We start from the raw sequence: 13,189 nt of genomic DNA on the forward strand, positions 1-13,189 counted from the left end.
CCTACTTCTTCGTGCGCGGCAGTGCGCGCCTGGAGACGGCGACGATCAGGCCCTGGTATCGAGAGCCGGTGATGCGCTGCAGCAGATCGAGGGCGATCGCATCGGAGCCGATCAGCACGCGTCCCTTGCCCTTCTCGACCCCCTTGAGGATGGTCTTGGCCGCGTCGAGCGGGGTGGTCCTGGCGAGCTTGGTGTCGAAGAACTTCGCGAAGTCCGCCTGGTCGTAATTCTCGGCGACGGTGGCGTTGCGCGCGATGGCGGTCTTGATGCCGCCGGGGTGGACGACGGTCACCTTCACCGGTGCCTTGGCGATCAGCATTTCCATGCGTAGCGACTCGCTGAATCCACGGACGGCGAACTTCGCTGCGTTGTACGCGGATTGCGACGGGATCGCGAGCAGGCCGAAGAGGCTGGAGATATTGATGATGTGGCCGTCGCCGGAGGCCTGGATGTGCGGCAGAAATGCCTTGGTGCCGTTGACGACTCCCCAGAAGTCGACGTCGACGATGCGCTCGATGTCCTTGAACGATGACTTGTCGACGTCACCGTGGTACGCGATGCCGGCGTTGTTGTAGATCTGGTTGACCTTGCCGAAATGCGCCACGACGGCCTCGGCGTAGTCCAGTACCGTCTCGCGCTGGGAAACATCCAAGAAATCCGACTTGACCTCGGCACCCAACGCCTCGGCTCGTCGAACGGTCTCGTCGAGCCCGGTGGTGTCGACGTCGGACAGTGCCAACTTCGCTCCGCGCCCGGCCAGCTCGAGGGCCAATGCGCGGCCGATTCCCGAACCCGCGCCGGTGACGACGGCTACCTTGCCTGTGAATGCGCTCATCGAGCGACCACCTTGTCTGTGTTGTTGCCGGCGGTGTTCGCCGAGGTTGCGGAGGTGAGGTCTGCACTGGCGACGCTACGGTACGCATCCAGATCGAACTGCTTGGTGATTCTGCGGAACTCGAACGTGAAGCCGGGCCACAGTGTCGTGTTGTTACCGTGCTTGTCGAGGTACCAGCTTGCGCAGCCGCCGTTCATCCAGACGCTCTTGGACAGCTGGTCCTGCAGAGTCACGTTGTACTCGTCCTGCACGTCCTTGCGCACCTCGATGGTGCCGATGTCGTGCTTGTCGATGGTGTTCAGCGCGTCGACCAAGTAGTTGATCTGCGACTCGATCATGAAGACCATCGAGGTATGTCCCAGACCGGTGTTGGGGCCCACCAGGAAGAACATGTTGGGGAAGTTCGCCACCGCTGCGCCCTTGTAGCCCTGCTGACCGCCGTCCTCGAATGTCTCGGCCAGTGTCCGGCCGTCCTTGCCGGTGATTCCGCGGTAGGCGGGGGAGTCGGTGACGTGGAAGCCGGTGGCGACGACGAGTGCGTCGATCGGCCGCTCGGTGCCGTCCTTGGTCACGATGGATCCTTTGCGGACCTCCGCGATGCCGTCGGTGACGAGATCGACGTTGCTCTGGGCGAGAGCCGGGTAGTACGCGTTCGAGATCAGCATGCGCTTGCAGCCGATGCGGAAGTTCGGCGTCACCTTGGCGCGTAACGCCTTGTCCTTGATCTGGGTACGCAGGTGATTCTCCGACGCCCACTGCAGGGGCTTCATGAAGGCCGGAGCCTTGGCCAGTCCGACGACCTGGGTCTCACGCATCGCGTAGATGCCGGCGCGAGACAGACGCTGGAAGCCGGGAACGTGCTTGAAGGCGAAGCGCTCGAGCTTGGTGTACGGACGATCGGCGCGCGGGAGGATCCACGGCGCGGTGCGCTGGTACACGTCGAGGTGTGTCACCTGGCCCGCGATGGCGGGCACGATCTGGATTGCCGACGCGCCGGTGCCGATGACGGCGACGCGCTTGCCGGCAAGGGAGACGTCGTGGTTCCACTGGGCGGAGTGGAAGACGTCGCCCTCGAAGTCGTGAATGCCCTTGATGTCGGGCAGATTCGGTTCACACAGTGCGCCGACGGCCGAGACGACGATCTTTGCGGTGTAGTTGCCGGAGGTGGTCTCGACGTCCCAGCGGTTGGTCTCGGCGTTCCAGCGAGCCGAGGTCACATCCGTGCCGAACACGTGCTTGTCCATGACGCCGTACTTGCGGGCCACCCCGGCGATGTACTTCTGGATCTCGGGCTGCGTGGAGAACGACCGGGTCCAGTCGGGGTTCAGGGCGAACGAGTAGGAGTACAGGTGCGACGGCACGTCGCAGGCGGCCCCGGGGTAGGTGTTGTCGCGCCAGGTGCCGCCGACGTCGTGGCCGCGTTCGATGACGACGAAGTCCTTCTTGCCTGCCTTCGTCAGCTTGATCGCGGCACCGAGGCCGGCGAATCCGCTGCCGATGATCAGCGTATCGACGTGACGCGGCGACGTTGCACGGTCCGAAGTGTCTGTTACGGGAAGACTCATGTAGGGGAGCGTAGAAGCTTATTGAGTGTGAGTCAATAGTTGTTGACTAATATTCAGTAGGGTGGTTGCATGGCGTTCGTGAACAGCCCCGGCGCATCCACGACGAAGAGGACCAGACTCAGTCCTGAGCAACGCCGAGCTCAGCTGATCGAGCTCGGCACCGAGATGCTGGCCGACCGCCCACTCGAACAGATCTCCGTCGAAGACATCGCAGACCAAGCAGGTGTTTCCCGAGGACTACTGTTCCACTATTTTTCGTCCAAGCAGGAGTTTCACCTCGAAATAGTTCGCGAGGCCTCCCGGTCGATGATCGAACGCACCGCCCCCGATCCCGGCCTCGAACCCTTCGAGATTCTCCGCGACTCCATCGCCAACTACGTCGACTACGTCACCGAGAAGCGCGACACCTTCATCTCCCTGCTTCGCGGCACCGCGAGCGGAGACCCCCTGATGCGCGAGGTGTTCGAGCAGACCCGCACCACCATGGCCGAGCGCACCCTCGTCCAACTCGCCGGCCTCGACATGGAAGTGACCCCCACCATCGACCTCGCCGTCCGCGGCTGGATCGCCTTCGTGGAGGAAGCGACCATCACCTGGCTGCGGGATCCCCACATCAGCCGTGACGAACTCATCGACCTCAATGTCAATGCCCTGCCGGCCGTCGCCCTGGCACCGAGCATGATCTCCGCACTCCTGGGAGCCGACGCCGACGCCTGAGCGCGCCCCCACCGCGACGTCCCGCCCCCGATGCCCGCCCCCGCCCGCTGCCCGCCCCCGCCCCCCGCTGCCCGCCCCCGCCCGCGTCAATGGACCATTGCACCGCTCAGACGTATGCAAGGGTCCATTCACGTAGCCGCTCGCTCTGCGTCAATGGACCATTCCACTGCTCAGACGTATGCAAGGGTCCATTGACGCGGAACGGGAGCCCAGCAACGACAACAGCGGCCCACTTCCGAAGAAGTGGGCCGCTGTCGTTACCGAACGTCTCTAGCCTTGGCCGACTGCGTTGAAGGCCTCGTCGATGATTTCGAGTTGCTCGACGGCGTGCACCTTGCTCGAGCCCGAAGACGGTGCGGACATTGCGCGACGGGAGATGCGCTTGATGCCGACCAGCTTCTCGGGCATGAGCTCGGGGAGTGCGAGACCGAAGAACGGCCATGCACCCTGGTTCGCAGGCTCTTCCTGAACCCAACGGAATTCCGTTGCGTTCGGGTAGCTCTCGAGCGCTTCCCGGATCCGGCGGACCGGCACGGGGTACAGCTGCTCGACGCGAACGATCGCGACGTCTTCGCGGTTGTCCTTCTGCTTGCGAGCGAGGAGCTCGTAGTAGAGCTTGCCGCTGACCATCAGCACTCGCTTGACCGCGCTGCGGTCACCGGTGCCGGTGTCGTAGGTGGGCTCGTCGAACACCGAGTGGAACTTGCCGTCGGTGAAGTCCTCGATGTTGCTCACTGCTGCCTTGTTGCGCAGCATCGACTTCGGGGTGAAGACGATCAGCGGGCGACGAATGCCGTCACGCGCGTGCCTGCGCAGCAGGTGGAAGTAGTTCGCGGGGGTCGAGGGGAGTGCGACGGTCATCGAGCCCTCGGCGCACAGCGTCAGGAAGCGTTCGATGCGTCCTGAGGTGTGGTCGGGACCCTGGCCCTCGTGGCCGTGCGGCAGCAGCAGCACGACGTCGGAGAGCTGACCCCACTTGGCTTCGCCGGAGGAGATGAACTCGTCGATGATGGACTGCGCGCCGTTGACGAAATCGCCGAACTGCGCTTCCCACATCACCAGCGCGTCCGGGTTGCCCACGGAGTAGCCGTACTCGAAGCCGACGGCCGCGAACTCGCTCAACGCGGAGTCGTAGACCATGAACTTGCCGGGGTTGTCGCTGCCGATGTTCTGCAGCGGGGTGTACTCGGCACCGGTCTTGCGGTCGATGATCACCGAGTGCCGCTGGGTGAACGTGCCGCGGCGGGTGTCCTGGCCGGAGAAGCGAATATTGCGTCCCTCGTCCACCAACGATCCGAGTGCCAACAGTTCGCCGAAGGCCCAGTCGACCTTGCCCTCGTACGACATCTCACGACGCTTCTCGAGCACCGGCTTGACGCGCGGGTGCACGTTGAAGCCGTCGGGGACGTTCAAATGGGCGTCGCCGATGCGGTGCAGGACAGCCTTGTCGACGGCCGTGGTGAGCTTGGCGGGCAGCTGCTGGTCGAGTTCGACCGATTCGCTGGGCTCCGGGGTGTACTTCTCGAGTTCGCGTACCTCGTTGAAGACGCGTTCGAGCTGACCCTGGTAGTCGCGAAGAGCATCCTCGGCTTCCTTGAGCGAGATGTCTCCACGGCCGATGAGCGATTCGGTGTAGCTCTTGCGGACGCTGCGCTTGGTGTCGATCACGTCGTACATCGCCGGCTGGGTCATCGAGGGGTCGTCGCCCTCGTTGTGACCGCGACGGCGGTAGCAGATCATGTCGATGACGACGTCCTTGTGGAACTTCTGACGGAAGTCCACCGCCAGCTGAGCGACCCAGGCGCAGGCCTCGGGGTCGTCGCCGTTGACGTGGAAGATCGGCGCGGCGATCATCTTGGCCACATCGGTGCAGTACTCGGACGAACGCGAGAACTCCGGCGACGTGGTGAAGCCGACCTGGTTGTTGACGACGATGTGCACTGTTCCACCGGTGCGGTAACCCCGCAGATCGGACAGGTTCAGTGTTTCGGCGACAACGCCCTGGCCGGCGAAGGCAGCATCTCCGTGCAACATCAACGGCAAGACTGAGTAGCCACCCTGGCCGGTGCCCTTGTCGTGCAGGTCCTGCTTGGCGCGGACGAGTCCCTCGAGAACAGGGTCGACGGCTTCGAGGTGCGACGGGTTCGCCGTGAGCGAGACCTTGATGTCGTTCTCGCCGAACATCTGGATGTACGTACCCTCGGCGCCGAGGTGGTACTTCACGTCGCCGGAGCCGTGTGCGGCAGCCGGGTTCATGTTGCCTTCGAACTCGGTGAAGATCTTCGAGTAGGGCTTGCCGACGATGTTCGCGAGCACGTTGAGTCGGCCGCGGTGCGGCATACCGATGACAACCTCGTCGAGGGCGTACTCGGCGCTCTGGTCGATGACGGAGTCCATCATCGGAATGACCGCTTCCGCGCCTTCGAGCGAGAAGCGCTTCTGGCCGACGTACTTGGTCTGCAGGAAGGTCTCGAAAGCCTCGGCCGCGTTGAGCTTGCTCAGAATGTACTTCTGTTGCGCCACAGTCGGTTTGACGTGCTTTGCCTCGACGCGCTCCTGCAGCCACGAGACCTGCTCGGTCTCGAGGATGTGGGTGTACTCGACGCCGACGTGGCGGCAGTACGAGTCGCGCAGCACGCTGAGCACGTCGCGAAGCTTCATCTTGTCCCGGCCGTGGAATCCGCCGACCTTGAACTCGCGGTCGAGGTCCCACAGCGTGAGGTCGTGGCTGATCACGTCGAGGTCCGGGTGCATCCGGAACTTGTCCTTGGTGAACTGCAACGGATCGGTGTCGGCCATGAGGTGACCGCGGTTGCGGTACGCCGCGATGAGCTCGAGCACGCGGGTGTTCTTGTCGACCGTGCCCTCGGGCAGATCCTTGCGCCAGCGGATGGGCTCGTACGGGATCTTGAGCGAGTGGAACAGCTCGTCGTAGAACTCGTCGCTGATCAACAGGTTGTGGATCGTCTTGAGGAAGTCACCCGACTCGGCACCCTGAATGATGCGGTGGTCGTAGGTCGAGGTCAGTGTCATGAGCTTGCCCACGCCGAACTCGGCGAGACGCTCGTCGCTGGCACCCTGGAACTCCGCTGGGTACTCCATTGCTCCGGCACCGATGATGGCACCCTGGCCGTTCATCAGACGCGGCACCGAGTGCACGGTTCCGATTCCGCCGGGGTTGGTCAGCGAAATGGTGACGCCCTGGAAGTCCTCACCGGTGAGCTTGCCGTCGCGGGCGCGCCGGACGATGTCCTCGTACGCGTTGTAGAACTGCGTGAACGTGAAGTTCTGCGTGTTCTTGATGGCGGCGACGACGAGCGAGCGGTTGCCGTCCTTGCCGGGCAGGTCGATCGCCAGACCGAGGTTGATCGCGGCCGGAGTAACGGCGTTCGGCTTACCGTCGACCTCGGCGAAGTGGCGGTTCATGTTCGGGAACGCCTTGACGGCCTGCACGATGGCGTAGCCGAGCAGGTGGGTGAACGAGATCTTGCCACCGCGGGTACGAGCGAGGTGGTTGTTGATGACGAGACGGTTGTCCACCATCAACTTCGCCGGAATCGCACGCACACTGGTTGCAGTCGGAATCTGCAGCGAGGCCGACATGTTCTTCGCTACCGCTGCTGCTGCGCCGCGCAGGATCTTGCTCGACTCTTCGCCGAATTCGGCTGCTGCAGGGGCTGACTTCGCCGGAGCGGCCTTCTTCTCGGCAGGCTTTGCAGCGGCGGCAGGCTTCGCGGGCTCGGCCTTGGGAGCGGCGGCTTTCGGGGCAGCCTTGGGTGCTGCGGCTTTCGGAGCGTCGGCCTTGGGAGCGCTGTCCTTTTGCGGAGCCGAGGCGGCAGGCTTGGCGGGAGGCGCGGGTGCTGCGGGGGGAGCGGACTTGGCCGAACTACCGTTCGAGGCTGCGCCGTTGCTGTTACCGGACGCACCGTTCGAGCTGACGGCGGTCTCGTCGGCCACGGCCTCGGGGTCGTAATCGGTGAGGAACTCGTGCCAGCTCGCGTCGACGGAGGAAGGGTCTTGCTTGAATCGCTGGTACATCTCGTCGACCAGCCATTGATTCTGTCCGAATTGGGTAGTAGAGCTGCTGCTCACGGCAGTAGTTCGCCTCGTTTCTGTCTTCGTTCCCGTTCAGCGCGCGTACAAGTCCAGGCTAGACCTTTGGTCCAGCTCACGTGCGCCCGGGACGTAGCTGTGATATGTACTCACCGGTAACCATCGGCCTCGTTGTCGATGACTCCTTGGACTATCGAATTATTCCCCCGGTTCGTTTCGGCCGCAGTCCACAACCGGGCGTAGAAACCGCCCTGGGCGCGAAGTTCCGAATGTCGTCCGGTCTCCACGATACGTCCGCCGTCCACGACGACGATCAGATCTGCTCGTGCGGCGGTCGCCAATCGGTGTGCGACCACCACTGCCGTGCGCGTGCGTACGACGGCATCACTGGCCGCGAGCACGGTGCGTTCGGCAGCCGGATCTAGCGTGGCGGTTGCCTCGTCGAGGAGGAGCAGATCGGGGTCGACCAGTTCGGCTCGCGCCAGCGCGATCAGTTGCCGTTGGCCTGCAGAGAGCCCCTGGCCTCGCTCTCCGACGGGTTGGTTCATACCGCCGCGAAGTGCAGCGATGGTGGTCAGAGCGCCCACCGAGCGAGCCGCGTTCTCGATGTCGGCGCGGCTGGCATCGGGTCTGCCGTAGGCGATGTTCGACGCAACGGTTCCGGTGAACAAGTGCGCTTCCTGCGGTACGACGCCCAGTCGCTGCCGATAGTCGGAGAGTCGATAGTCGCGCAGATCGTTGCCGCCGACGCGCACCGATCCGGAGGTCGGATCGTAGAAGCGGGCCAGCAGTTTCACCACGGTGGATTTACCTGCTCCGGTGCGCCCGACCAATGCGACGGTAGTGCCGGCGGGGATGGTGAGAGATACCTCACTCAGTGCGTCGGAACGAGCTCCGGCATAGCGAAACCCCACGTCGACGAGGTCGATGTCGGCACGTAGGCGCCCGCCGGGAAGTGCGGTGGTGTTCGCGGTCGTGGCGGTTTCGATCGAACTCGCGGTGCGCAGCAGGTCGCCGATGCGTCCGACGCCGACACGTGCCTGTTGGTAACCGTCGAACACCTGCGAGAGCTGCTGAATCGGTCCGAAGAGCAGCCCGAGATACAGGACGAACGCGACGAGGGTGCCTGCGGTGGTGGTGCCCGTGGCGATCTGATGTGCCCCGACGAACACGACGACAGCGAGGGCGATGTCGGAGAGCAGTGTGATGAGCGGAAAGAACACCGAGATTGCGGTCTGCGAGCGCATTCGGCTGGTCCGGTAACTGTCGGAGCGTTCGGCGAACCGGGATGCGGCGTACTCCTCACGCCGGTATGCCTGCGCGGCGCGCAGGCCTGTGACGTTCTCCTGGAAGTCGGCGTTGACGATCGAGATTCGCTCGCGAGACGTCGAGTACGCCGCCGAGGAGATCCGGCGGAAGATCACGGTGGCCACGGCGAGGGGCGGTACGACCGCCAACGCCACCAGGCCGAGAGTGGGGTCCGTGACGAGCAGGGCGGCCGCGATACCGATGACGGTCAACACGCTCACCACAGCGGTCGATGCCCCGGTCTGAATGAACGACGACAGTGCATCGACGTCGGTGGTCATCCGAGTCATGATGCGACCCGAGAGCTCCCGCTCGTAGTAGTCGAGGCCGAGCCGCTGAATGTGTGCGTAGCTACGCACACGAAGACCGAAGAGCACCCGCTCGCCTGCCCGCGCGGTGATGACCGTCGTCCAACAGACGACGAACCAACTCGACGCTGCCAGTGCGACGCCGATCGACGTGGCGATCCACAGCGTGTTCGAGTCTCCGCGCGCCACTCCGCTGTCCACCGCATAGCGAACGAGCGAGGGAAAGGCGATGGAGGCCAACGAGTCGAGAGCGAGCAGAACGACCACGGCGGCGAGCAACATGCGGACCGGGCCGAGCAATCTCGACAACCGGAATCCCGGGTCGGGTCGGCGGAGATCGGACCCCGATGCGCCCGGGTCCTCAGTTGCCGGAGGCAGGGCCGCGACGGCCGCGGAAATTGCAGGTGTCGGTGCCAGCGAGCCGAACGCCCCCGCCATCGCAGTTCCGTGCCCACCGCCACCTCCGGGCGCTGCGACGCTGCCGGGCTCGGCCGACGATTCCGGCGCGGTCTCGGGCCACAGCGTCTCGGCAGAGGGTTCCTCGATCGGGTCGTGGGCCGGCTCGGTGCCCGGTTCGTCGTCGCCACCGGCCAGGAGAGCGCGGAACAACGGACAGCGCCGGTCGAGTTCGTCGACCGTTCCGGTGTCGATGATCCGACCGTTGTCGAGTACGGCGACGCGGTCGGCCAGTGTCAGGGTCGAACGGCGATGAGCGAGAACGAGAGTCGCCCGCGTCCGGATGCCGCGCAACGCGTCGAATATTGCGGCTTCGGTTTCCGCGTCGACGGCGGATGTGGCGTCGTCGAGAATCAGAATTCGCGGTTCCACGAGGAGGGCGCGCGCCAGGGCGATGCGCTGGCGCTGTCCTCCGGAGAGTGTGAGCCCGCGTTCGCCGACCAGGCTGTCGTATCTCTCGGGCAATGCGTCGATGAAGGTGGAGGCCTGCGCCAGGCGCGCCGCGCGTTCGATGTCGTCGGCAGTGGCGTCGGGTCTGCCGAGGGCGATGTTGGCGGCGATGGTGTCGGAGAACAGGAACGGCTCGTCGAACACCAAGGACACCGCCTCGCGCAGTGACGTGGAGTCGAGGTCGTCGATATCGATGGAGGTGCCGTCGGACGTCAGCTCGATGTGCCCCTGGGCAGGACGGTAGAAGCGGGGGAGCAGGAGGGCGAGTGCGGTTTTCCCGGAACCCGCATGTCCGACGACGGCAACGGTCTCCCCGGGTGAGATGGTCAGGCTCAGATCGGTGAGTACGTCCCGCTCGGGCTCGAACCCGAACGACACCTCGCGGATGCGAACCCCGAGAGGTCCGTCCGGCAAGGAAAGAGGCTGCGCCGGTTCCGGGTCGGACGGCTCGGTGTCGACCACCTCGTAGACGCGTTCGACGGCCGCGCGGGAGAGTTGGGCCATGATCACCACGGACGAGACGGTTCGGGTGACGGCGGACAGGGTGGCGACGTAGGTCGCGAAAGCCAGGAACGTGCCGATGGTGATGTGGCCCTGCAGCGCGAGGTATCCGCCGAGGGCGATGACTCCGACGAGACCGAGCTGCGGAATGGTGGCCATCGACGGCGCGAACCGCGAGTTGATCTTCGCCGACCGCATGCGCTCGGCGAACAACGTGCGGCCGAGTGCTTCGATGCGATCGACCGCGCGGGCTTCCTGACCGAAACCCTTGACCACTCGAACTCCGGTGACGGTCTCTTCGACATGTTGCGCCAGATCGGCGGCACGTTGTTGAGCCGACCACGTGGCGGCGAAGAGGGTCGGCCGCATTCGATAGACCACGATGCTCACCGCGGGAACGATGAGGACTGCGACGACGGTGAGCAACGGCGAGAGATACGCCATCACCACCAGGGCGAGGACGAACTGCAGAATCGCTCCGGCCGAGAGCGGCACCATGGCCAGTAGACCCTGGACGAGTTGCAGGTCGGTGATCGATCTCGACACCACCTGGCCGGTACGAATCTCGTCCTGCTTGCGACCGTCGAGCCGCTGCAACGATGCAAGCAGATCCAGACGTAGATCGTGCTGAACGTCGATCGAGAGCCTGCCGGCGAGCATGCGTCTGCCGAACTGGCAGGCGAATCGCACCAGACCCAGCAGTGCGATGGCGACGGCGACCGTGAGAATCACGTCGCCCTTGCCTGCGGTCGCGTCGTCGATCGCCACTCTGGTGAGCAGCGGGAACGAGATGTCGATGACCGCGGCGATCATCGTCACACCCAGTGCGCCCAGCGCCGTGCGCCGGTGCAGCATGCATTGCGCTGTCAGGCGGCGGACCCAACCACGTGGGGTGCTCGACGCCGTGCTGTCGGCCGGGACATCATCACGTGGCGGAACGGACTCGACGAGGGTGCCGTTGTTCGCCGCGTCGCGATTCACTGCCGCGCCGCGGTTCGTCACCGAATTACTGTGTGCCATCGATGAACCAAAGTAGACCCGATCACCGACAGCATTCGTCGGCGATCGCGGGTACCGGCTCCGACCTCAGTCGATGTCGCGGGTGCGGGCCAGAAACCAGCCGCCGCCGGTGAGGATCGCGGCCCACAACGCAAGCCCGAGCGGTGCCCACGGCCACGACGCCAGATCGCCGGCGTCGTCCAATTGGGTGGCCGCCATCGTCGGCAGGGTCAGGTTCGACGGCAGCGCAGTGGCAACCGGTCCCAAGCCCACCCCGAACAGGATCAGCGAGAGCAGACCCTCGCCGAACGGCAGCCAGGCGACGAGCACGATGGCCGCCCACGTCGGAGATTTGAGCAGCAGGCCCAGCCCCGCACCGATCATCGACCACAGCACGACGGCCAGCAGGCACGACGCGACCACACCGATGAACGGGCCGTCGAGGATCACGGTGCGGTCGTTGAAGATCAGCAGGCAGATCAGGCTGGCCAGCAGTACGACCAGGCCGTACCCGAGTCCGAACAGTGCGGTGACGATCAGTTTGGCGGCGATCACCCCGTCGCGGCCGCGAGCCGTCAAGAAGCTGGTGGTGATGGTCTTGTGGCGAAACTCGGTCCCGGCATTGACGGCACCGAAGATGCCGGCGAAGAGGATTGCGGCTCCGGCAGCGACGTACAGGCCGATCGAGGCGACGCCACCCGAGATATCGAGGTCCTCCTCGTACGGACCCAGCTGGTTCGCGATCACCGAGGTGATGACGGACGCGAAGATTCCGACGACGATCGGCGCGATCGCCAGTGCCCACCAGAACTTCAGCGTCGTGACCTTGCGGATCTCCGACGTCAGCAGCGCGTTCATCGCTGGCCCCCGTTCCAGTTCTGCGGCGGACCGTAATCGGGTGGAGGTGGGCCGTACCCCCGCGGCGGGCCGTAGTTCTGTGGTGGTCCGTAATTCTGCGGCGGCGCATAACCCTGCTGCTGTCCCGGCGGCGGCCCGTATGGATTCTGACCGACAGGTGCCGCGGTGTACTGCCCCGCCGTCATCGACAGGAACACCTGCTCGAGATCGACGTGCTCTGCGGTGGTGCCGAACACCGTGACATCGGCATCGGCGGCGATGCGTGCAATCGTGGCCGCGTCGGTGCCGGCGACGCCGATGCGGCCGTCGGGCAGGAGCTGGGTGTCGTTGAGGCCGTTCGATGCCAAGGCGATCGCCAGTTTCGCCGGGTCCGATGCCGCCACGAGCACGCGGCTCGGCCGGGTGGACCGCAACTGTGCGATCGAACCCTGATACATCAACGAGCCAGCGCTGACGATCACCAGATTGTCGACGGTCTGCTCGATTTCACGAAGAATGTGACTCGAAATCAGTACCGTCCGCCCCGAGGCCGCGAATGCCTTCAGGAAATCGCGGAGCCAGGCGATGCCCTCGGGGTCGAGACCGTTCGCCGGTTCGTCGAGCACGAGGATTTCGGGATCTCCGAGCAGAGCTGTCGCCAACGTCAGACGCTGCCGCATACCGAGCGAGAAGCCGCCTGCGGGGCGGTGGGCAGCATCGCCGAGGCCGACCAGGTGCAGCACGTCGAGGGCGCGGCTGTCTGGCACGCCGATCGCTGCGGTGTAGATCTTCAGGTGATGAGCGGCGCTGCGTTTGGGGTGCATGCTCAGTGAGTCGAGAACGGCTCCCACTGTGTGGGCCGGGTGTGTTGCTGTACCGAACGGTGCGCCGTTCACGAGACCGATCCCCGAGGTGGGTGCCACGAGCCCGAGCAGCATGCGCAGCGTGGTGGTCTTACCCGATCCGTTGGGACCGAGGAATCCGGTGACCGTGCCGCGCGGAACGACGAAGCTCAGGTCCGACACCGCCCGAACGGTGCCGAATTGCTTGGTCAGTGCCTGCGCTTCCAGCGCTGCTCCCGAGTAGCTGGTCATCGCTGCGGAATCCCCCTGGCCGTCGAACTGCACGTGTACCGGTCGCACACGGCAACCGGTACACGA

At 64.8% G+C, this 13,189-nt stretch carries 7 protein-coding genes; 1 reads left to right on the forward strand and 6 read right to left on the reverse strand.

Features of this window, described 5'->3' with window-relative positions:
- Window position 1: 1 nt before the first annotated feature.
- Both QM797_RS20090 and QM797_RS20095 read right to left on the reverse strand, forming a co-directional pair.
- Window positions 2-835 carry an SDR family NAD(P)-dependent oxidoreductase gene (locus QM797_RS20090; RefSeq protein ID WP_283277423.1) on the reverse strand — a complete coding sequence of 278 codons (834 nt, stop codon included), beginning with the start codon at window positions 833-835 and terminating at the stop codon, window positions 2-4.
- On the reverse strand, window positions 832-2,400 hold the full coding sequence (locus QM797_RS20095) for a flavin-containing monooxygenase (protein WP_283277424.1): 1,569 nt from the start codon (window positions 2,398-2,400) through the stop codon (window positions 832-834). The genes QM797_RS20090 and QM797_RS20095 overlap by 4 nt, the downstream gene beginning before the upstream one ends.
- A gap of 69 nt (window positions 2,401-2,469) precedes the next feature.
- Between QM797_RS20095 and QM797_RS20100 the strand changes: the two genes are divergently transcribed.
- Window positions 2,470-3,117, forward strand: a complete 648-nt coding sequence (locus QM797_RS20100; RefSeq protein WP_283277425.1) for a TetR/AcrR family transcriptional regulator — start codon at window positions 2,470-2,472, stop codon at window positions 3,115-3,117.
- Window positions 3,118-3,387: 270 nt separating this feature from the next.
- Here QM797_RS20100 and QM797_RS20105 read toward each other — a convergent pair whose 3' ends face one another.
- From QM797_RS20105 to QM797_RS20120, 4 genes are all read right to left on the reverse strand, one after another.
- Window positions 3,388-7,209, reverse strand: a complete 3,822-nt coding sequence (locus tag QM797_RS20105) for a multifunctional oxoglutarate decarboxylase/oxoglutarate dehydrogenase thiamine pyrophosphate-binding subunit/dihydrolipoyllysine-residue succinyltransferase subunit (RefSeq protein WP_283277426.1) — start codon at window positions 7,207-7,209, stop codon at window positions 3,388-3,390.
- 110 nt (window positions 7,210-7,319) lie between these two features.
- Window positions 7,320-11,048 (reverse strand): ABC transporter ATP-binding protein, encoded by a 3,729-nt coding sequence (locus tag QM797_RS20110; RefSeq protein WP_283277483.1) that lies wholly within the window; start codon window positions 11,046-11,048, stop codon window positions 7,320-7,322.
- A 231-nt stretch (window positions 11,049-11,279) separates the two neighbouring features.
- Window positions 11,280-12,050 carry an ABC transporter permease gene (locus tag QM797_RS20115; RefSeq protein WP_283277427.1) on the reverse strand — a complete coding sequence of 257 codons (771 nt, stop codon included), beginning with the start codon at window positions 12,048-12,050 and terminating at the stop codon, window positions 11,280-11,282.
- A complete protein-coding gene (locus QM797_RS20120) occupies window positions 12,047-13,123 on the reverse strand; it encodes an ABC transporter ATP-binding protein (protein WP_283277428.1) in 1,077 nt (358 codons plus the stop codon). The genes QM797_RS20115 and QM797_RS20120 overlap by 4 nt, the downstream gene beginning before the upstream one ends.
- Window positions 13,124-13,189: the final 66 nt, after the last annotated feature.

Source organism: Rhodococcus sp. IEGM 1381 (assembly GCF_030056795.1).
In the GTDB taxonomy this organism is placed as follows: Bacteria; Actinomycetota; Actinomycetes; order Mycobacteriales; family Mycobacteriaceae; genus Rhodococcoides.